The 20,189-nt window shown below is 62.0% G+C and carries 23 protein-coding genes; 13 read left to right on the plus strand and 10 right to left on the minus strand.

Annotation, left to right across the window (positions count from 1 at the left end):
• Window positions 1-12 precede the first annotated feature (12 nt).
• Together proW and IFU31_RS06010 are read right to left on the minus strand one after the other, a co-directional pair.
• Complete coding sequence (gene proW, locus IFU31_RS06005; RefSeq protein WP_122476616.1) at window positions 13-966, minus strand: glycine betaine/L-proline ABC transporter permease ProW; 954 nt, start codon at window positions 964-966, stop codon at window positions 13-15.
• A 38-nt stretch (window positions 967-1,004) separates the two neighbouring features.
• Window positions 1,005-2,039 carry a quaternary amine ABC transporter ATP-binding protein gene (locus IFU31_RS06010; RefSeq protein WP_122476617.1) on the minus strand — a complete coding sequence of 345 codons (1,035 nt, stop codon included), beginning with the start codon at window positions 2,037-2,039 and terminating at the stop codon, window positions 1,005-1,007.
• A 362-nt stretch (window positions 2,040-2,401) separates the two neighbouring features.
• On the opposite strand from IFU31_RS06010, the gene IFU31_RS06015 reads away from it, so the two are divergent.
• The 7 genes from IFU31_RS06015 (at window position 2,402) to IFU31_RS06045 (ending at window position 9,545) form a co-directional block, all read left to right on the plus strand.
• Window positions 2,402-3,361: a LysR family transcriptional regulator gene (locus IFU31_RS06015; RefSeq protein ID WP_122476619.1), complete on the plus strand. Its 960-nt coding sequence runs from the start codon at window positions 2,402-2,404 to the stop codon at window positions 3,359-3,361.
• A 138-nt stretch (window positions 3,362-3,499) separates the two neighbouring features.
• Window positions 3,500-4,861: an MmgE/PrpD family protein gene (locus IFU31_RS06020; RefSeq protein WP_192102506.1), complete on the plus strand. Its 1,362-nt coding sequence runs from the start codon at window positions 3,500-3,502 to the stop codon at window positions 4,859-4,861.
• A gap of 188 nt (window positions 4,862-5,049) precedes the next feature.
• The gene (locus IFU31_RS06025; RefSeq protein WP_192102507.1) at window positions 5,050-6,285 is read left to right on the plus strand and encodes an aromatic ring-hydroxylating oxygenase subunit alpha; all 1,236 of its coding nucleotides are present in this window, start codon (window positions 5,050-5,052) and stop codon (window positions 6,283-6,285) included.
• 183 nt (window positions 6,286-6,468) lie between these two features.
• Complete coding sequence (locus tag IFU31_RS06030; RefSeq protein WP_185794249.1) at window positions 6,469-6,816, plus strand: ArsC family reductase; 348 nt, start codon at window positions 6,469-6,471, stop codon at window positions 6,814-6,816.
• A gap of 35 nt (window positions 6,817-6,851) precedes the next feature.
• Window positions 6,852-7,886: a 2,3,4,5-tetrahydropyridine-2,6-dicarboxylate N-succinyltransferase gene (dapD, locus tag IFU31_RS06035; RefSeq protein ID WP_122476625.1), complete on the plus strand. Its 1,035-nt coding sequence runs from the start codon at window positions 6,852-6,854 to the stop codon at window positions 7,884-7,886.
• A gap of 55 nt (window positions 7,887-7,941) precedes the next feature.
• On the plus strand, window positions 7,942-9,147 hold the full coding sequence (locus tag IFU31_RS06040; RefSeq protein ID WP_192102508.1) for an aminotransferase class V-fold PLP-dependent enzyme: 1,206 nt from the start codon (window positions 7,942-7,944) through the stop codon (window positions 9,145-9,147).
• Window positions 9,144-9,545: a SufE family protein gene (locus IFU31_RS06045; RefSeq protein WP_122476629.1), complete on the plus strand. Its 402-nt coding sequence runs from the start codon at window positions 9,144-9,146 to the stop codon at window positions 9,543-9,545. The genes IFU31_RS06040 and IFU31_RS06045 overlap by 4 nt, the downstream gene beginning before the upstream one ends.
• Window positions 9,546-9,692: 147 nt before the next feature.
• On the opposite strand, the gene tcdA is transcribed toward IFU31_RS06045, so the two are convergent.
• Window positions 9,693-10,505: a tRNA cyclic N6-threonylcarbamoyladenosine(37) synthase TcdA gene (tcdA, locus tag IFU31_RS06050; protein WP_122714058.1), complete on the minus strand. Its 813-nt coding sequence runs from the start codon at window positions 10,503-10,505 to the stop codon at window positions 9,693-9,695.
• Window positions 10,506-11,137: 632 nt separating this feature from the next.
• Here tcdA and IFU31_RS06055 point away from each other — a divergent pair.
• The 3 genes from IFU31_RS06055 to IFU31_RS06065 all read left to right on the plus strand — a co-directional run bounded on the left by IFU31_RS06055 (window position 11,138) and on the right by IFU31_RS06065 (window position 12,413).
• Complete coding sequence (locus IFU31_RS06055; protein WP_043185061.1) at window positions 11,138-11,503, plus strand: YajD family HNH nuclease; 366 nt, start codon at window positions 11,138-11,140, stop codon at window positions 11,501-11,503.
• Window positions 11,504-11,511: 8 nt separating this feature from the next.
• On the plus strand, window positions 11,512-11,982 hold the full coding sequence (locus IFU31_RS06060; protein WP_049862310.1) for an RNA methyltransferase: 471 nt from the start codon (window positions 11,512-11,514) through the stop codon (window positions 11,980-11,982).
• A 65-nt stretch (window positions 11,983-12,047) separates the two neighbouring features.
• Complete coding sequence (locus IFU31_RS06065) at window positions 12,048-12,413, plus strand: YgaP family membrane protein (RefSeq protein WP_192102509.1); 366 nt, start codon at window positions 12,048-12,050, stop codon at window positions 12,411-12,413.
• 83 nt (window positions 12,414-12,496) lie between these two features.
• Here the strand turns inward: IFU31_RS06065 and IFU31_RS06070 are convergent, their stop codons facing one another.
• Complete coding sequence (locus tag IFU31_RS06070) at window positions 12,497-12,946, minus strand: YcgN family cysteine cluster protein (RefSeq protein WP_122476635.1); 450 nt, start codon at window positions 12,944-12,946, stop codon at window positions 12,497-12,499.
• 187 nt (window positions 12,947-13,133) lie between these two features.
• On the opposite strand from IFU31_RS06070, the gene IFU31_RS06075 reads away from it, so the two are divergent.
• Complete coding sequence (locus IFU31_RS06075; RefSeq protein ID WP_122476637.1) at window positions 13,134-13,727, plus strand: nitroreductase family protein; 594 nt, start codon at window positions 13,134-13,136, stop codon at window positions 13,725-13,727.
• Between the two features lie 54 nt (window positions 13,728-13,781).
• Here the strand turns inward: IFU31_RS06075 and IFU31_RS06080 are convergent, their stop codons facing one another.
• The 3 genes from IFU31_RS06080 to rnd form a co-directional block, all read right to left on the minus strand.
• A complete protein-coding gene (locus IFU31_RS06080) occupies window positions 13,782-14,717 on the minus strand; it encodes a D-2-hydroxyacid dehydrogenase (RefSeq protein WP_192102510.1) in 936 nt (311 codons plus the stop codon).
• A 79-nt stretch (window positions 14,718-14,796) separates the two neighbouring features.
• Window positions 14,797-15,090, minus strand: a complete 294-nt coding sequence (locus IFU31_RS06085; protein WP_122476641.1) for a YcgL domain-containing protein — start codon at window positions 15,088-15,090, stop codon at window positions 14,797-14,799.
• On the minus strand, window positions 15,087-16,220 hold the full coding sequence (rnd, locus tag IFU31_RS06090) for a ribonuclease D (RefSeq protein WP_192102511.1): 1,134 nt from the start codon (window positions 16,218-16,220) through the stop codon (window positions 15,087-15,089). Before rnd ends, IFU31_RS06085 begins: the two co-directional genes overlap by 4 nt.
• Before the next feature lie 205 nt (window positions 16,221-16,425).
• Here rnd and IFU31_RS06095 point away from each other — a divergent pair, with 205 nt between their 5' ends.
• On the plus strand, window positions 16,426-16,650 hold the full coding sequence (locus tag IFU31_RS06095) for a hypothetical protein (protein ID WP_122476645.1): 225 nt from the start codon (window positions 16,426-16,428) through the stop codon (window positions 16,648-16,650).
• A 58-nt stretch (window positions 16,651-16,708) separates the two neighbouring features.
• Here the strand turns inward: IFU31_RS06095 and IFU31_RS06100 are convergent, their stop codons facing one another.
• The 3 genes from IFU31_RS06100 to IFU31_RS06110 form a co-directional block, all read right to left on the minus strand.
• Window positions 16,709-17,317, minus strand: a complete 609-nt coding sequence (locus tag IFU31_RS06100) for a hypothetical protein (RefSeq protein WP_240998687.1) — start codon at window positions 17,315-17,317, stop codon at window positions 16,709-16,711.
• A 55-nt stretch (window positions 17,318-17,372) separates the two neighbouring features.
• Window positions 17,373-18,191, minus strand: a complete 819-nt coding sequence (locus IFU31_RS06105) for a hypothetical protein (RefSeq protein WP_122476646.1) — start codon at window positions 18,189-18,191, stop codon at window positions 17,373-17,375.
• A gap of 219 nt (window positions 18,192-18,410) precedes the next feature.
• Window positions 18,411-18,809 carry a nuclear transport factor 2 family protein gene (locus IFU31_RS06110; protein WP_192052753.1) on the minus strand — a complete coding sequence of 133 codons (399 nt, stop codon included), beginning with the start codon at window positions 18,807-18,809 and terminating at the stop codon, window positions 18,411-18,413.
• 185 nt (window positions 18,810-18,994) lie between these two features.
• Here IFU31_RS06110 and IFU31_RS06115 point away from each other — a divergent pair, with 185 nt between their 5' ends.
• Window positions 18,995-20,188 (plus strand): ABC transporter substrate-binding protein, encoded by a 1,194-nt coding sequence (locus IFU31_RS06115; RefSeq protein ID WP_192102512.1) that lies wholly within the window; start codon window positions 18,995-18,997, stop codon window positions 20,186-20,188.
• Window position 20,189: the final 1 nt, after the last annotated feature.

Consider the following 20,189-nt stretch of genomic DNA (forward strand, 5'->3'; position numbering starts at 1 on the left):
TGAGCAGGCACGTCAATGAGTGATCGCAGTTTCGACTGGCTTCTTCTTTTTCAACTTCATCAGCAGACCTACAGGGCCGGTTTCGTACCAGCGCTGGCCGGTTGCCAGATCCTTGCTGCGCTCGCCCATGGCCTGGGTGAGTCGATCGAGGAACACGGCAAGCAGCACCAGCCCGGCGCCACCGACACTGGCCAGGCCCATGTCCAGCCTGCCGATACCGCTGAGCACCATCAGGCCCAGGCCACCTACGGAAATCATGGACGCCACCACCACCATCGAAAGCGACAGCATGAGCGTTTGATTGAGGCCGGCCATCATGGTCGGCGCGGCCAGCGGCAGTTGGACCTTCAAGAGCATTTGCGTCGCCGTGCAACCGAACGCCCTGGCGGCCTCGACCTTGTCTTCGGGCACCTGGCGGATGCCCAGATTGGTCAGGCGTACCAACGGCGCCACCGAGAAGATGATGGTGACGATCACTCCGGGCACGTTGCCGATGCCGAACAGCATGACCACCGGCACCAGGTAGACGAATGCCGGCAGCGTCTGCATGGCGTCCAGTACCGGGCGAATGATCATCTCGAGCCGATCGCTGCGCGCGCTCAATATCCCCAGTGGAATGCCGATGACGGCACAGAAGACCAGCGATGTGAGCACCAGCGCGAGGGTGACCATGGCGTCCTCCCACACACCGATCAGCCCCAGTGCGGTGAGCGTGGCCAGGGTGAACAAAGCGATTCGCTTGCCGCCGATCTGCCAGCTGATCAGCGCGGCAATGATGATGAACACGGTAGGCGGCGCCGAAAGCAAGCCTGCCTGGATGCCATCGAGTACCTGATCCACCGGCCAGCGAATCGAACGGAATACATCGCGGAAGTTATGAACGAGATACTTGAGAACGCCCTCGACCCATGTCCCGAGCGGTACGTTTATGGTTTTGAAAGGATCCAGAAGATTAAAGTCGGACATAGCCCACCTCAGAGACGACCCGAAAGCTGATCGTGGATTTATCGGCTGCTCAAGCAGTTCAACAGGTGACCTTGCGAGATGGTCCCCTTGTACAAACCCCCACGGTCCACGACAGGCATGGGCGTGTGCGAGGCGGCAACGAGCGGAACGATTTCGCGCAGCAGCGCATCTGCATCGATAGGCGTGTGTCGGCCGGGCTCGTAGACGATGCGGGCGTCCAGCTGGGCGATATCGCCCGCGCGCAGGATGCGGCTGGTATCGAACCCTTCGAAGAAGTCCTTGACGTACGTGTTGGCTGGATTGCAGAGCAGTTCGCGCGGGGTTCCGATCTGTACCACTCGGCCGCCCTCCATGATCGCAATGCGATGCCCAATCCGAACGGCTTCTTCAATGTCGTGGGAAATGAAGATGATGGTGCGGTTCTGCTCGGCCTGTAGCTTGAGCAGTTCGCCCTGCATTTCGCTGCGAATCATCGGGTCGAGTGCCGAGAACGCTTCGTCCATCAGCAGGATGGCCGGGTCGTTGGCCAGCGCCCGTGCCAGCCCGACGCGCTGCTGCATGCCGCCGGACAATTGATGCGGGTAGCTGTGTTCTTGCCCGGCCAGCCCCACCTGCCGCAAGGCCACCACTGAACGGCTGTAGCGTTCCTTTTCGCTGACGCCGCTGATCTCGAGGCCGAAGCTGACGTTATCGATCACGCTCATGTGGGGCATGAGGGCAAACGACTGGAAGACCATGCCCATGTCCTTGCGGCGCACTTGCAGCAGATCTTTGTCGGCCAGGCCGGTGATTTCCTTGCCATTGAGAAATATCGAGCCGGAAGTGGGCTCTATCAGCCGGTTGAAGAGGCGCACCATGGTGGATTTGCCCGAACCGGAAAGCCCCATGATCACGAAGATCTCGCCACGCTTCACGGAAAAGTTCGCATCGAACACACCGATGACCTGGCCCGTCTTTTCGAACACTTCGGCCTTGGAAGCGCCCTCGCGCAACATATTCATGGCCACTTTGGGTTGTGCCCCGAAGACCTTGTATACATTGTGTACGGATATTATATCGTCGGCGTTATTCATACCTTGCCTCCTTCGCGGCAACACTCATTGCAGTAGGCAAATCATGGCAACGCGAAACATGTTGTAAGGGGCAGTGGTACGGGTAATTGTTCATCGCAACGATTTCCTTGTTTTTTATTCTTACCCCCAGGAATTAGGGTGTTTTTTCAATCTATGCCCAATGTGTATTCAGATCCAACAACATTTACAGCCCTTATTCGATAACGTTGGGTTATAGGTTCTGCATGGGTTGTGCAGCAGGCCTCGGGCATGCCAGCAAGCGACCGAGGCGCATCGAAAACGACACCGAACCGACACGGCGAAGCCAGGGTGCTATACCCTCGCCGCCGACCGAGCACAGCGGTACTGACAGGAGGTTGAGCATGTCGAAGCACGTTGACCCGGATACGATTCTGCTCAAGATGCCTTCGCTGCGTGCAGTCAAGGCCTTCGTGGCCGCCGCCAAGTACGAAAGCTTCACACGGGCTGCAGAGGCGCTGTGTGTATCCCAGGCGGCGATCAGTCGCCAGATCAAGGAACTCGAAGTTCACCTGGGCGCGGCACTGTTCACCCGTGTAGGTCGCGCGGTGGAACTGACCCCGGCAGGGACGCTGTTTTTCGACGCGGCCCACCTGTCGTTCGTCAATATTGCCCAGGCCGCCGAGCGTATTCGTAGCGCGCAATCCGAAAAGCGGGTGCTGACCATCTGTTGCTCACCGGCGTTTTCCGCGCTATGGCTGTCGAGCAACCTGCCGGAATTCTTTGCCCAGAGCGAAGGCATCGAGCTCAACCTGATTACCACGCAGAATTTCCTGACCATGGAACCAGGCGTCCAGCCGGACGCGTTCATCACCAAGATTGCGCGCATACGCGACGGCTACAAGAACTATCACCTGTGCCACGACCTGATCTATCCGGTGTGCACGCCGGCGTATCTGCAGCAGCATCCCGAGATCGCCTCCCTGGACGGTATTCGCGACTCGGCGTTGCTCAACCTGAGTCCCTATGGCCGTTCCCAGGTCGCGGAGCATGTCGACTGGGGGGTATGGTTCGCCTTCCAGGCCATCGACCTGGACGATCGCCCCGCCGCCAGCCCGGCCATTTTCAATGCCAATGACTACAACTTGATCATCAGTATGGTGCTGACCCATCAGGGCATCGCATTGGGCTGGAACCATCTGGTCAGTGGACTCATCGGCAAAGGCCTGCTGGTCAGGCCGATTGCGGATCAAGTGCAGTTGCGCAATAGCTGCCACTACCTGGCGTGCAAGGAAAACTCGGACAACGAAGATGCGTTGCGCAGATTTCGTGAATGGATGCTCGGCAAATTTCCCAGACGGTGACATTCAAGCGCCGTTCAGCATTACTGGACGTTATGCATAGCCCTGCGAAAAAGTTGCTCGCGCCTTGGCGGCGATGCGCTCATCGTTGAATCACGTCGGTCAGCACTGACCTGCAGGATCATTCGAAGGAGCCATTGGATGTCGCTTTTCCTGTTCTGCCGAGATTTCGATTTTCACCAGGCACCTGCCAAGACCCGACAGATCCTCATGAACAGCCTGCTCGATATTCTCGGGGTCATGGCCGGAGCGACGGGCAACGACACCAGCAAAGCTGTTCGACGATACGCCCGAGCGCATTACCCTGGGGGCGAGTTCACCAGCCGCATGATCTTCGACGGCCAGCGGGTCAATGTGCTCGGTGCCGGCTGGGCGGGTGGATTCACTGCCGACAGCCTCGACGCCCACGAGGGTCACTTCACCTCCAAGGGCCACGCAGGCGCCACCGTAGTGCCCGCCCTGCTCGCCCTGGCAGATGCGCTGGCCCACCAAGGCAAGCCAGTGAGCGGTCGTGAACTGTTGACGGCGCTGTGTATCGGCTACGAAACCGCCCTGCGCGCAGGCGTCGCATTGATGGCCACCTCGCCGACCTACCATGCCTCTGGCGGCTTCTCGGGCATTGGTGTGGTGTGTGCCGGGGCGAGGATGCTGGGCTTCGACGAATCGACATTCCGGCACGCGCTGGGCATCGCCGAATACTTCAGTGCACGCTGCCCGATGATGCGCGTGGTGCAGTCACCGACCATGCTGCGCGACGGTCACGGTGCCGGCGCCTTCGCGGGGCTCAACGCATTGCTGATGGCACGTGAAGGCATGACCGGCGCACCGGCGGAAACCATAGAGGACGAATCCGTCGCGGCGTTCTGGCAGGATCTGGGCCATCGCTGGGAAATCGACAGCCAATACTTCAAGCCATGGCCCGTCTGCCGTTGGGCGCAGCCTGCGCTTACGGCAATGGTGGCACTGCAACAGGTATCGGGCGGCATCGACGTCAATCGGATCGAGAAGATCCGCGTCGAGACGTTCTTCGAATCGGTCTGCCTGCAGGGGCACACCCCTGCCAACGCCGACGAGGCGCAATACGCCCTTGCATTCCCTCTGGCCGCGCTTATCGTCCGGGGCAAGGTCGGGCCCGAAGAAGTCACGGGCGCATCGATCTGCGCCCCGGACATTCTCGCCGTGAGCGCCAGGATCGAGATCGTGGAAGCGCCGGATCTTTCGGCGCGCTTCCCCGAAGAGATCCTGTCGCGGGTCATCGTTACCCTGGACAACGGTGACGTGCTGCGTAGCCAGACCACCGCTGCCAAAGGTGACCCGGAAACCGCGATGACCATCGCGGAACTCGAGAGCAAGTACGACATGTTCGCTTCGGTGTCGCTGGATGAAAAAACCCGTGAAGCGATCAAGGCAGCGGTCAAGAATCTGGCTTCATCGTCATCGGCGGTAGAAGCGCTCTCGGGAATCTTTCAGCCGCCGCCCGAACACCTGGGCCAACCCGCCTGAAGTGCGTTGCAGACGGCTCGAAGAAGGGCACGAGGACGCGATCCATTCATAACCTGCCCGCATTGATTGCACGCCTTAAATGTCGTTTGATCCGCCTCGATTGACGGGTATAGGCTGCGATCAATAGCCAGTCGGCAATGCCGAGCTGCATCTAACCTGGCCCCCAAGGTCTGCATCCTGGAGGAAATATGGATTTCAAGAAAACCGTTTTTGATCTGGTTTCCCAACGCAAGCCCAACCACTCGCTACCGGGCGCGCTATATAGCAGTGATGAAGTCTATCGCCAGGACCTCGAGCAGATCTGGCACAAGGACTGGATCTTTGCAGGCCATACTTTCGAAGTCGCCAAACCCGGTCAGTACATGACGCTTCAAGTAGGCGATTACCCCGTGGTCATCGTGCGCAGCAAGGACGGCGAAGTCAGAGCGTTCCACAACGCCTGCCGCCACCGTGGGGCCAAGGTCTGCGAAGCCGCGCAGGGCAAGGTCGCCAAGCTGGTCTGCCCGTACCACAAGTGGACGTTCGAGCTCGATGGCAAGCTGCTGTTCGCCGGCAACATGGGCCAGGACTTCGACAAGAGCCAATACAACCTCAAACCGGTGCACTGCGAAGTGGTGAACACTTACATCTACGTGTGCGTAGGTGTAGTCAAACCTGACTTCGAATCGTTCCGAAAGGCTGTGGATCCGTTCGTGGCACCGCACAACCTTGAAGAATGCAAAGTTGCCTTCGAGTCGAACATCATCGAGAAAGGCAACTGGAAACTGGTGTTCGAGAACAATCGCGAGTGCTACCACTGCGACGGCTCGCACCCTGAACTCTTGAACTCGTTCGTGGATAATCTTTCAGTGGGTGGCACCAGTGGGGAAGACGATCCGGAACTGGCGGCATACTGGAACAAGTGTGAAAAGGCCGGCCTGCCCAGTCGCCTGGTCATGGATATCCACGGACGCTTCCGCATGACCCGGATACCGCTGTCGGCGGGCGCTGTCAGCTACACCATGGACGGCAAACCTGCCGTCAACGGTCGCCTGGACAAGTCCGGCGAGCCCGACATCGGCGCCTTGCTGTACTTCAACTATCCGTCGACCTGGAACCACTTTCTGGGCGACCACGCGTTGAGCTTCCGCGTGCTGCCCATCAGCGCCACTGAAACCCTGGTGACCACCAAGTGGCTGGTGCACAACACTGCCATGGAAGGTGTGGACTACGATCTGGATCGCCTCACCAAAGTCTGGATTGCCACCAACAACCAGGACAGGACACTGGTAGAGGGCACTCAGCGTGGGGTCACTTCCCCGTCGTTCGAACCGGGCCCGTTTTCCGAAACGGCCGAAACCGGCGTTTGCCAGTTCGATGACTGGTACTGCAATACCATGCTCGATCGCCTTCAGGGGCCGATCCCTTTGAAGTCGGTTGGCTAGGTTCGAAGCCGGGGGGGCATTTGCACCCCCGCGCCCTGTCTGCACAGCGACCGCGTGGCCGAATCACGCGCACCGCCTTCCCTCCTCGCCACGCAAGCATGGCGCTGTCACAGTCGATGCCGCATAATTCCCCGATTCGTTTTCGGGAGGCAGTGGGGCGCATTCGCAGCCCCTCCTAGATCAATGGCTCATATTCTCTACGGCATCAAAGCCTGCGACACCATGAAAAAGGCCCGTACCTGGCTCGACGAGCACCAGGTGGAGTACGCCTTTCATGACTACAAGAGCGCCGGTATCGACCGCGAGCACCTGTCCCGCTGGTGCGACGAGCACGGCTGGCAAATGGTGCTCAACAGGGCCGGTACCACCTTCCGCAAGCTCGGCGACGAACAGAAGGCCGATATCGACCAGGCCAGGGCCATCGAGCTGATGCTCGCCCAGCCGTCGATGATCAAGCGCCCGGTGTTGCAGCTTGGCGACAAGACCGTGATCGGCTTCAAGCCTGATATCTACGCAGCGGCCCTTGCCTGACGCGGGCCCGCACTTATTCTGCACGAGGTAATTCCATGTCCAATTCCCTGTTCAGCCTGGCCTTCGGTGTCGGCACGCAAAACCGTCAAGGCACCTGGCTGGAAGTGTTCTATGCACAGCCGTTGACCAACCCGTCCACTGCACTGGTCGATGCCATCGCTCCGCTGCTGGGTTACACCGGTGGCAACCAGGCCGTTGCCTTCAGCAACACCCAGGCCTCGCAGCTGGCCGAGGCGCTCAAGCACGTCGACCCGGCGCAAGCCGCCCTGTTGACCCGCCTGGCCGAAAGCCACAAGCCGCTGGTCGCGACGCTGCTGGCCGAAGACGCCGCGCTGACCTCCACGCCCGAGGCGTACCTGAAGCTGCATCTGCTGTCGCACCGTCTGGCCCAGCCACACGGCCTGAACCTGGCCGGCATCTTCCCGCTGCTGCCCAATGTCGCCTGGACCAGCCAGGGCGCGGTCGACCTGGCCGAACTGGGTGAGCGTCAGCTGGAAGCCCGCCTGAAGGGCGAACTGCTGGAAGTGTTCTCGGTGGACAAGTTCCCCAAGATGACCGACTACGTGGTACCGGCCGGCGTGCGTATCGCCGACAGCGCGCGCGTGCGCCTGGGCGCCTACATCGGCGAAGGCACCACCGTCATGCACGAGGGCTTCGTCAACTTCAACGCCGGCACCCAAGGCCCAGGCATGATCGAAGGCCGTGTCTCGGCGGGCGTGTTCGTCGGCAAGGGCTCGGACCTGGGCGGCGGTTGCTCGACCATGGGTACCCTGTCCGGTGGCGGCAATATCGTGATCAAGGTCGGTGAAGGCTGCCTGATCGGCGCCAATGCCGGTATCGGCATTCCATTGGGCGACCGCAACACCGTGGAAGCCGGCCTGTACATCACGGCGGGCACCAAGGTGGCGCTGCTCGATGAACAGAACCAGTTGGTCAAGACCTTGAAGGCACGGGACCTGGCTGGCCAGCCCGACCTGCTGTTCCGTCGCAATTCGGTCACCGGCGCCGTGGAGTGCAAGAGCCACAAGTCGGCCATCGAACTCAACGAAGCGCTGCACGCTCACAACTAAGTGGCGATATCGGGCCCGGCATCCCTGCCGGGCCTTTTGCCTGGGGTCTTCGACCATGTTCCACGCCTCCCCCTGGCGCTCTGACTTTCCAGCCATCGCCGCCTTGCACCAGCAGCAGCAGACCTACCTGGACAGCGCTGCAACCACCCAGAAACCGCAAGCCCTGATCGACGCCATCGGCCACTACTATGGCCACGGCGCGGCCAACGTACATCGCGCCCAGCATCTGCCGGGATCCTTGGCGACCCGTGCATTCGAAGCCAGCCGCGAGAAGGTCGCGCGATGGCTGAATGCAGGCAGTTCCGAGCAGATCATCTTCACCCACGGCGCGACCAGTGCGCTGAATCTGCTCGCCTATGGCCTGGCCGAGCAACTGCAGCCCGGGGACGAACTGGTGATCAGCGCCGCCGAACACCATGCCAACCTGCTGCCGTGGCAACAGCTGGCCAAACGTCGTGGCCTGCCACTGCGGGTGCTGCCGCTGGATGCCAGTGGCGTGGTCGACCTGCAGGCGGCTGCGCAGATCATCGGGCCACGCACCCGGCTGCTGGCAGTGACCCAACTGTCCAACGTCTTCGGCGCGTGGCAACCGCTGCCGGAACTGCTGGCGCTGGCGCGTGCACAAGGGGCGATCACGGTGGTGGATGGCGCTCAGGGCGTCGTCCACGGACGCCATGATGTCGAGCGCCTGCAGTGCGATTTCTATGTGTTTTCCAGCCACAAGCTGTATGGCCCGGACGGTGTCGGCGTGCTGTATGGCCGGCGCGAGGCCTTGCAGAAGCTTGCGCACTGGCAGTTCGGCGGCGAAATGGTGCACCAGGCCGATTACCAGAGTGCGAGCTTTCACCCGGCGCCCTTGGGCCATGAAGCGGGCACTCCGGCCATTGCCGGAGTGATAGGACTGGGCGCGACCCTGGATTACCTCAGCGGTCTGGACGCCCAGGCCGTGGCCGCACACGAAGCGTGCCTGCATGCGCAATTGCTGGCGGGGCTGCACGCGCGCAGCGGCGTGCGCTTGCTCGGCACGCCGCAGATTGCGCTGGCCAGTTTCGTCGTGGACGGCGTACACAACGCCGATCTGGCGCACTTGCTGACCGATCAAGGTATCGCCGTACGCGCCGGGCATCACTGCGCCATGCCATTGATGAAGCACCTTGGCCTGTCCGGCGCCATTCGTGTGTCCTTGGGCCTGTACAACGACTCTGGCGACCTGCAACGGTTTTTCGAGGCACTGGACAAGGCGTTGGAGATACTCACATGACCTTGAACCCACAGGCTGAAGACGCACTTCAGGCTTTCAAGCAGGCCGCCGGTTGGGAACAACGGGCGCGGCTGTTGATGCAGTGGGGCGAACGCCTGGAGCCGCTGGGCGAAGGGCAGAAAGTGGACGCCAATCGTGTGCACGGGTGTGAAAGCGTGGTGTGGTTGGTGGCTGAGCGGCAGGATGAGCGCTGGCACTTCAAGGCCGCCAGTGATGCACGGATGATCCGCGGCTTGCTGGCGCTGCTGCTGGTGCGGGTCGAGGGCCTGGATTCGCAGGCGCTGCGCGAGCTGAAGCTGGCCGACTGGTTCGAACAACTGGGCTTGGGCCGCCAGCTGTCGCCTTCGCGCAGCAATGGGCTGAATGCGGTGTTGAAGCGGATGGCCGAGCTGGTGTGAACCTTGTAGGTCCGGTGGGCGAGCCCTTCGCGGGCAGAGGGCTCGCCGCCCGCCCCGCTCCCACAAAAGGCGCATGCATCATACTACCCCTGTGGGAGCGGGCTCTGCCCGCGAAGAAGCCGCCGCGGCGTTATGGCTACCTCTCCCTCAGACTTCCGCCTTGACCCTATCCGCCGGACGCCGCACCCCGGCCACGATCTTGTCGACCGCCTTGGTCGCCGCCACCATGCCAAAGGTCGCCGTCACCATCATCACCGCCCCGAACCCCCCGGCGCAGTCCAGCTTCACCCCGTCACCGACGAAACTCTTCTGCAGGCAAATGCTGCCATCGGGCTTGGGGTACCGCAGCTGTTCGGTGGAGAACACGCAGGGCACGCTGTAGTGGCGCGTGACCGTGCGTGAAAACCCATAGTCGCGACGCAAGGTCGAGCGCACCTTGGAGGCCAGTGGATCGTTGAACGTACGGTTCAGGTCGCAGACCTGGATCAAGGTCGGGTCGATCTGCCCGCCGGCGCCCCCGGTGGTGATGATCTGGATCTTGCGCCGCTTGCACCAGGCGATCAGCGCGGCCTTGGCATTCACGCTGTCGATGCAGTCGATCACGCAGTCGATGTTCGGCGTGATGTATTCGGCCATGGTGTCGCGAGTGACGAAATCCGCCACCGCGTGCACCGTGCAGTCGGGATTGATACCGCGCAGCCGCTCGGCCATCACCTCGACCTTGGGCTTGCCCACGGTGCTGTCCAGCGCATGCAACTGCCGGTTGGCATTGCTGACGCAGACGTCGTCCAGGTCGAACAGCGAAATCTCCCCCACCCCGGTGCGAGCGATCGCTTCCGCCGCCCACGAGCCGACGCCACCCACACCGACGATGGCCACGTGGGCGTCACGCAGGCGCTGCATGCCCTCCAGGCCATAAAGGCGGGCAATGCCGGCGAAACGGGGATCTTCTGTACTCATCACACGGCACCTCAAAAAACCGGCGCGCAGTATACACCACCGCCCAATGCAGGAGCGGTCATCGGCCGTGAAGGGCGCACCGCGGTTCGCCTGATACACCGCGCCGCCCTTTTCGCGGCCACGGGCCGCTCCTACGGACGAACGCTGCACCACGCCCACCGTAGGAGCGGTCATCGGCCGCGAAGGGCGCACCTCGGTCTGCCTGACGCACCGCAGCGCCTTTTCGCGGCCACGGACCGCTCCTACGGACGAACGCTGCACCATGCCCACCGTAGGAGCGGTCATCGGCCGCGAAAGGCGCACCGCGGTCTGCCTGAAGCACCGCAGCGCCTTTTCGCGGCCACGGACCGCTCCTACGGACGAACGCTGCACCACGCCCACCGTAGGAGCGGTCATCGGCCGCGAAGGGCGTACCGCGGTCTGCCTGAAGCACCGCAGCGCCTTTTCGCGGCCACGGACCGCTCCTACGGACGAACGCTGCACCATGCCCACCGTAGGAGCGGTCATCGGCCGCGAAAGGCGTACCGCGGTCTGCCTGAAACACCGCAGCGCCTTTTCGCGGCCACGGACCGCTCCTACGCGAGGGAAAACGTTAATATAGCGCCTGACCGTCATTATCCGAGGTGAACCCCATGAGTTCGTCCACACCCCATACCGCCAAGCTCGATCGCATTCTCGCCGATGCCCAGCGCGAGCGCGAAAGCGGCTACCGCGACAAGGCCCTGCGCATGTACCCGCACGTGTGCGGCCGCTGCGCCCGCGAGTTCGCCGGCAAGCGCCTGAGCGAGCTGACCGTGCACCACCGCGACCACAACCACGACAACAACCCCCAGGACGGTTCCAACTGGGAACTGCTGTGCCTGTACTGCCACGACAACGAGCACTCGCGCTACACCGACCAGCAGTACTACGCCGAAGGCTCCACCAGCAGCCCGACCATCGCCAAGGCGACCCACAACCCCTTCGCGGCCCTGGCCGGATTGATGAAAAAAGACTGAGCGAGCACGTGGCCAACAAACGGTACAGCTGCATCGGGTTGTTCAACCCCAAATCCCCGGAAAACGTCGGCTCGGTCATGCGCGCCGCCGGTTGCTACGGGGTCAACTCGGTGTTCTATACGGGCAAGCGCTACGAGCGTGCACGTGATTTCGTCACCGACACCAAGCGGGTTCACTACGACATACCACTGATCGGCATCGACGACCTGCAGAAGATCATCCCGCTGGGCTGCACCCCCGTGGCCGTCGAGCTGGTCGATGGCGCACGTCCGCTGCCCGAATACACCCATCCGGATCGCGCCATCTACATCTTCGGCCCCGAAGACGGCAGCCTCGACCAAAGCGTGCGCGACTGGTGCGAAGACACCATCTACATCCCCACCACCGGCTGCATGAATCTGGCCGCCACGGTCAACGTCGTGCTTTACGACCGCCTGGCCAAAGGCAACAACACGCGCTCCGGGCCCAAATTCAAATAAGCCGATGGAACAGCGTGAAGATTTGGCAGTCAGCTTGTTATCACTGCCCTATCAGGAGATTCACCATGAGCGACAGCAAAACCGTGGACGTCATCAAATCCGTTACCCAGCCCGACTACCATAACGTCAAGGGCTGGGAACGCGCCGGCTCGTTGCTGGTGGGCGTCGTCTCGATCGGCAAGGGTCTGCGCCGCGGCGGGATCTTCGGTCTGATCCAGGTGGCCATTGGCGGCGCAGCCCTGGCCCGCGGCTGGAGCGGTCACTGTGCAGCCAAGTCGCTGGCCGAGAAAGGCCGCAACGATCTGGAAGAGATCCGCAACAAGATCGAACGCGCTGGCGAAGATCTGCTGAACCTGAAGAAAAATGCTGATTCGGCGACCGACACCGCTACCGTGACTGGCGAAGACCCGGCGGTAACGCCAAAGATCTGAGTGCCTCGAGCCTCAAACGCGCCCCTCTGCAGTCATGCTGCAGCGGGGCGCAGCTTTATCGGCCGAGCGACCGGCGCGACGAATCAACCCGCGCGAAAGATCAGATAGTCTTCCCAATCGTCTTCGTCGACATCCTTCTCGCTGACCATTTTGCCGGACTGCGAAATACGCTGTTTGTGCACCTGTTCGCGGTCACCGCAGACCAGATGATGCCAAAGCGGCAGGTCCTGGCCCTGGCTGACCAGGCGATAACCGCAGGTCGGTGGTAGCCATTTGAATTGGTCGGCCTGGCCCGGCGTCAGCTGGATGCAGTCCGGCACGAAAGACTTGCGCCGCGGATAGTCGCTGCACTGACAGGTCTTGAGGTCGAGCATCTTGCAGGCCACACGCGTGTAGTAGACGCTCTCGTCGTCTTCGTCCTCGAGCTTCTGCAGGCAGCACAGGCCACAGCCGTCGCACAGGGACTCCCACTCGAGCGGGTCGAGTTGCTCGAGCGTCTTGCGCATCCAGAAGGGTTCGACGATGGCAGCCATGTGACCGAATGTCCTGTACGAAATTGACGGCTCAGGCGCGGGCGGTACCTGAAAGGGCCGCCAGTCTAGTGCGCCCTGCAGCGCGGGCCAAGCTCTGGCGACTGCCGGTAAGCTTCACTTGTCAGGCGCGATCGATTCGCAGTAGTTTTTACCCCCTGCCCTCCATCACCCTTCAATCAGGAATGCCATGAGCGCCAATCCCCGCATCGCCGACTATGCCATCCACGAGCAATTCATCAATCGCTGGTCGCCGCGCGCGTTCGAGCCGGTCGAGATCGAACAGGACACCCTGCTCAGCTTCTTCGAAGCTGCCCGCTGGGCCGCCTCGGCCTACAACTCGCAACCCTGGCGCTTTCTCTACGCACGCCGCGGCACGCCGAACTGGGAGCGCTACCTGGGCCTGCTCAATGAATTCAACCGTTCCTGGGCGCAGCACTCGTCCGCCATCGTGATCATCGCCTCGAAGACCACCTTCACCGCCCCCGGCGCCACCGAAGAATCGCCGGCGTTGTGGCACACCTTCGATACCGGCTCGGCCTGGGCGCACCTTGCGCTGCAAGCCAGCATCAGCGGCTGGCACACCCATGGCATGGCCGGCTTCGATCAGGATAAAACCCGTGAAGAGCTGAAGATCCCGGCTGAATATGCCGTGCATGCAGCCGTGGCCATCGGCAAGCTGGGTGACAAGGCCACCCTGGCCGAGTACCTGCAAGGTCGCGAACTGCCCAGCCCACGCCTGCCGTTGAGCCAGCTGGTGGCCGAAGGCGATTTCACGCTGTAAGCCAACCCGTAGACCGATGGGGCGGCAGACTCTGCGCCGCCGCCCCTGACCCACTCAATACCCGCGAGCGAAATCCACTTCGCCGCGCAGCGCCTTGCCGTCCTGCCACGCCTGCAGGTTCTCGACGAACAGCTCGACCATCGCCAATGGCGAGGTTGGCGCTGCGCTGTGGCCGGTGAGCAGCAAGCCCCAGGCCGTCCAGAACGGGTGTTTGACCGGCAACGGCTCCTGACGACAGACGTCGATCACAGCCCCAGCCAGGTGCCCTTCCTTGAGTGCTTCCACCAGATCGGCATCCACCACCGCCACGCCGCGCCCGGCATTGATGAACAGTGCCTGCGGCTTGAAGCGCTTGAACAGCGCGGCGTCGAACAGATCGTGGGTCTGCGCGGTGTCGGGCAGCAAGTTGATGACGTAGTCGGCCTCTTCCACCAGACGCCCGAGCTCAGCGAGCCGCGCCACCTCGACGAACGGTGACAACTCCCTTGCAGTGCTGGCCACACCTATCAGCGTGACGCCGAAGGGTTGCAGGAACTTCGCCACGGCCTGGCCGATCTCGCCGACGCCGACAATCAGCACGCGACGCCCGGCCAGACTGCAACCGGGGCGCGGATCCCACTTGCGCTCGACCTGGCTGACCAACCGCGCCAGCACTTCGCGCTCATGGCCCAGCATATAGGTCAGCATGTACTCGGCCATGACCTGGCCGAAGATGCCCACGGCACGGGTCAGGCGATAGGCACGCGGCAGGCCGTCGCCCAAGAGCGGGGTGATGCCCGCCCACGTCGACTGCGCCCAGTGCGGGGTCGCGCCGGTGCGCAGCAGGTTGACGAACAGGTCCGGCTGGCCGAGCCAGACCGGGCAGTCCGCCGCCAGCCGCGCCAGCTCGGCAGGGTCGCCGCTGGTGTGTACATTCAAATGGGGAGCAGCTGCGCCGAGCAACTTGGCGTAAACGGCATAATCGTGTTCGGCGATCAGAACGCGGGTCATTGCGAGGCCTTGGTCAAGACAGCTGCGCGACCCCGTATCGGCAGGGCGGCAGCAGGCAGGGTTGGTCAGATAAGGAAAGTCAGATAGGGTCGTTGCGGCGCAGCAGCTCTTCGGGAAGATGCTCGATGTACTCGTCTTCGGCAGGCGGCATCTGCAGGTGGTAACCCTGTGTTTCCAAGTGCTCGAGCACCAGGTTGATGTCTTCGCGCGCCAGGGCACGTTCCGGGCTGAGCACCAGATCGAAGGCGTGCACCGGTTTGCCGAACACGCTCAACAGGCCTTCGGGAACGCGCTCGAGCGCATCGCTCTTGAGCACATAGAGGTACATTCCGTTCTTGCACGGGCTACGGTAGATCGAACAGATACGTTTCATGGCTGGTCTCCAGCGGTGGCCAGGCTGTCGAGCAGGGCCTGCCCCATGCGCTCGCGTCGCCATCCACGCAGCGAATCGGGCAAGTGATAGGGGCCGTCGGGGTAGCCTGTCTTGAGCAACGCCTCGAGGGTCTTCTTGCGCAGCATCAGCTCGGGCGCCATGTTCAGACGCTCGGCCTCACGCTGGCCAATCGCACGCAACTGCTTGAGCACGGCCGACGCTTCGATCGGCAGCGGCTCGGGCAGCACCGCAGGCCACTGCTCGGGCGCAACGCTGGCCGCAGCCTTGATCAACGCCAGGATCTGCTCGCCATCCTGGCGGACGGTGCGCGGATGCATGTCTTCGATCTTGGCCAGCGTCTGCAGGTTATCCGGTTGCAGCTTGGCCAGCGGCCACAGCGACTGCTCGCGCACGATGCGGTTGCGCGGCAGGTCGCGCGCACGGGCTTCCCGTTCGCGCCACGCGCACAGTTCGCGCAGTACCGCCAGTTGCGCGCGTGACAGTTTCCAGGCCAGCTTGGCGTCACGGTACAGCTCGTCGGGGTTCACTTCGCGGCGCAGCTGTGCCACCAATTCGGCGCCGTCTTCGAGGACCCAGGCGTACTTGTCAGCGGACAGCTGCGGGCGCAGCTTCTCGAACACCTCGGCCAGGTGCACGGCATCCTCGGCAGCGTAGCTGACCTGGGTGTCGGACAACGGTCGCTGCAGCCAATCCGAACGCGTCTCGCCCTTGGGCAACTCGATGCCCAGCACTTCCTGGACCAGGCGCGAGTAGCCCATGGAGAACCCCAGGTTAAGGTAGGCGGCGGCCAGCTGCGTGTCGAACAGCGGCGCCGGCAGGCTGCCGGTCAGGCGCAGCAGCACTTCCAGGTCTTCGCTGCAGGCGTGCAGCACCTTGATCACCGCCGGATTTTCCAGCAGTTGGGTCAGTGGCTGCCACTGGGTAATCGACAACGGATCGATGAGGAAGGCGCTGGCGCCATCGCCGATCTGCAACAGCCCTGCGATGGGGTAGAAGGTGTCGACCCGCATGAATTCGGTGTCGAGGGCAACGTACGGCAAGCTCTGCCAGTGGGCGCAATGCTCAGCCAGGCTGGCATCGTCGCGAATCCAGTGAATATCGATGGCCACAAGGCTCTCCCACGAATAATGGCGCGCAGTATATATCGGCCCTGCTTCCACGGGGACATCCATGCGTGCCTGCGGTCGTTAATCCGGCGAGCGCCCGTTGCGGGCACATGCATTGAACGATCTGCCCCCAACGGGGGGTCGAACCTAGGCATCGGGTCATTTTCCATGGCCCACCATTCTGTCCACCCCACCCAGAGGTGTCGAGATGCCGGTAAAACACAACCTGTTCGCTGATCTGAAACAGAGCAAGGAAGAAGTCGAAACCCGCGCCAAGAGCGACGATCGGCTTAGCCAGCTACTGACCCAATACCATGTCAGCGATGCCGACGTGGTCAAGGCCGAAGACCGCGCCGCGCCGGACGACGAGGTCAAGAAGCTCAAGGAAAAACGCCTGCTGATCAAGGACAAGATCGTTCAGCATCTGGGCTGACCCTACCCATCGCAGCGGCGCATGCGCGCCGCCTGCCGCCGCACCGATCCTGCACGCTTCACAACGTCGACGATTCGCGCTTCAGGTCTGCATGGCGAAAGGGCTTTGTCGCCCCGGACAGCGATGTGGCGACTTGATCGAGCCAGTGCTCGGCAGTGAATTTTGGCGCAGCCCCGGCGAGCGTGATCAGCATCAGGCCAGGCAGCAACGTAGCCGGCCCCAGGCGCTGCAAGTTCCAACGCTCCAGCACCAGCAAAAATCCAAAGGCGGCACTCCCCCCGATCAACGCGCCCATGATGGCCTCCGCCATCGGGTGGATCACATTGCCCACCAGTGTCGCCGCAAACCATACTCCAAAGCCGATACCTGCCAAGGCTGCTGGCCATCGCAGGTATGGGTGAACCTGCCGCGCCAGAACGCTCGCCAGCACCGGCACCATCAGACAGGCATTCATCGCATGACCGCTGAACACGGCAATGTTCAACGACGGCAGGCCGATGCCCCAGCCCTTGAACAGGATCTTGCTGGCACCCACCAGGCCATAGGCGCACAGCACCGTCAGCAACCACACCGTACAAGCCGCGCGTGAACCGGCCAACCACAACCAACCGGCAATCACCAGCGCAATTGGAAACATCACGGTGATAGCACCGTATTCCAACAACATGCATCACTCCTTCAAAATCGAACAGGCGGCGCCAGGCGTGAAGCCCGGCGCGACGTCAAAGCGTCTTGTTGAGCGTTATACGCGAGATATCATTCACCGCGATGTACTTCTTGGCATTCTTCGACACACGCATGCAACCAAACACCAGCACGTAGGCACCGGCCAGGTCTTCCAGCTCATGGATGGGGAAACGCTGGGTGAAATCATCGACCAGCGAACCGTCGACCACCACGCTCAAGTCCTGCCGCCCGCCGGTGTTGAGCCACAGGCTCGGCGGCTGATCGCCCGACTGCGCCGCATCGGACACCAAGCCCCAGTAACCGCGCATGCGCTCCAGCTCATCGAACTCGGCGCGGGCGAACGGCACGAAGAAATCGCGCACCTTGAACAGCCCGCTTTCCACCGAAATCAACTGCTCGGAGCGACGGAAGTCCTCACTCAGGATCAAGTTCTTCAACAGCGTGCTCAACCGACGCTGACGCGTCTGCGCCCCCTGGGCGGCATGCCCGCCACTGTGCCGGCCCACCCCGTAGACCGGCTCGGTACCCTCCTCTACCCCGTAGTGACGCAGCGGCGCACCGAAGGCAAAGTCCACCTCGATGCGCTCGCCACGATTGACCACATCATCCTGCTCCAGCGTATCACCCCGATACGACTCACTTTGCGGGCCGCCCATGTCGCAGAAGTCGGCATGCGGCCGCGCACCGAAACACGACGCCTGGCCACTGCGCGCCGCCTTGCGATAGAACCCCGGCCCCAGGCAACGCGGACACAACAGATTGCGCCGCATGACAGCCACGCAATTGGGGCTCAGCGCCTCGAATCCGGCGATGTCGTAAACGGTGTTGTTGATGGTGCACAAGGCGACGTCCATGCAGCTCTCCGGCTCAAGCGTTTGGTAAGGGAAAGCCGGAGGTTGGCAGCGGGTGGGGTGGGAGGATAGGCAAAGGGGGGATTTTCAGATTTGTCCTACAGGGTTTCTTCAGCGCAGCCTATGTATGCAAGAGACCAGGGAGCGAGCCGGTAACCGGCTCACCCTGGACGCAGGTAGGGGCTGCTGGACCCATGGAAAAAAATTTCGCCAGACCGCTTTTCAGGCCTTGGCAATCTCTGGCGCCAGCAGCCATTCGGCACTGTCATTCCAGACGTCCATGCGCACTATCTTGCCATTGCGTACCTCGAACCGATCCAGATAACGATTACCCGAGAAACTGCGGCCATCAGCCCACTCGCCGAACAGCGTGCCGTTCGAATACACCACGGTGTGATCGCCACGATCCATCCAGTCGAAGTTACCCAAGGCCTTTTTGACCCAAGCGTAACGTGAACCGTTGAACGCAGTGATTGCCTGGGGATCGGGCATCACCCGCCCGCCGGTAAAGGTGATCTGCACATCCTCACTCATGAACGTCGCAGCGCGGACCGGATCCGGCGCCATCGAAGCTTCGAGGAAACTGCTAACAATCTGTACGTCTTCGTTCATATCGATCATTGCCATAACTCCTGAATCAAGGGAAACCCGGCAACCAAGGATGCCTCTGCCTGGTGCGGAACGCTTTATTTTGGCGCGTAAACAGGCGCTCGGATGGCTAGTTAAGCCGTTTTCAAGGATGTAACGACTGGCACCCTACTTGCTAGCAATAAATATGCAAATGCTAGCAATCAGGAGAGTAAACCATGGCCACCTGGCTTCCAAACCTGCAACGTCTGCTGTTCCCCGTGGCTGCGGCAGCCACTTTCAACCTGGCAATGGTCCTGGGCGCACACGCGGTCGAACCGCCGATCAAAGTCGGTCTGGTAGCCGCCCTCTCGGGTCAGTCGGCCAAGTCGGGCGAAGCCTTGACCCGCGGCCTGAGCATGGCCATCAATGAGGTCAACGCCCGTGGCGGCGTGCTTGGCCGGCAGTTGGAGTTGGTGCGCCGTGACGACGAAAGCAACCCGTCCAAAGGTATGCTCGCCGCCCGCGAACTGGTCCAGCGCGAGAAAGTCACCGTGCTGTTCGGCGGCTTGGACACGCCGGTTTCTCTGGCAATCGTACCGCTGGCCAATCAGCTGAAAGTACCGTTCATGGGCATCTGGGCGGCAGGTACGAAGATCACCGAGAACGGCGCGGCAGATAACTATGTGTTCCGCGTCTCTGCCGTTGACGAGCTGGTGGACGAGGCGCTGGTGCAATACGGCGTCGCCAACGGCATGAAAAAGCCGGGAATGATCCTTATCAATAACCCATGGGGCGAATCCAACGAGGCAGGTTTCAAACGTGCCCTGGAAAAACGCAGCCTGGCCAATGCCGGTGTCGAGCGCATCCAGGACAGCGATCTGGATGTAGTTCCGCAGTTGACGCGCCTGAAAAACGCCGGTGCGGACACATTGCTGATGGTCGGCAATGTGGGTCCATCGGCGCAGGTCGTGAAGTCTCTGGACCGCATGGGCTGGGACGTCCCGGTGGTTTCCCACTGGGGGCCGGCCGGTGGTCGCTTCGGCGAACTGGCAGGCCCCAATGCGTCCAAGGTGCATTTCATCCAGACCTACGTGTTCACCGAACACAACGGCGCCAAGGGCGATGCATTGCTGGCCGCATTGAAAACAGCCTACCCGCAGATCAAGACCGTGGCCGACGTGACCCCGGCAGTCGGCATTGCCAATGCGTACGACGCGCTGCATCTCGCTGCTCAAGCCATCGAAAAGGCCGGCAAAACGGACGGCCCGGCCGTGCGCGATGGTTTCTACGCCATCACCGACTATGACGGCTTGATCAAGCACTACAAGCAGCCGTTCAGCCCATCCAAGCATGACGCCCTGGGGCCTGACGACTATATCTTCAGCCACTTCGTCAACGACCAGATCGTACCGCTCAAGCCGCAGGAGTAAG

The organism is Pseudomonas sp. CFBP 13602 (assembly GCF_014842725.1).
In the GTDB taxonomy this organism is placed as follows: Bacteria; Pseudomonadota; Gammaproteobacteria; order Pseudomonadales; family Pseudomonadaceae; genus Aquipseudomonas; species Aquipseudomonas baltica.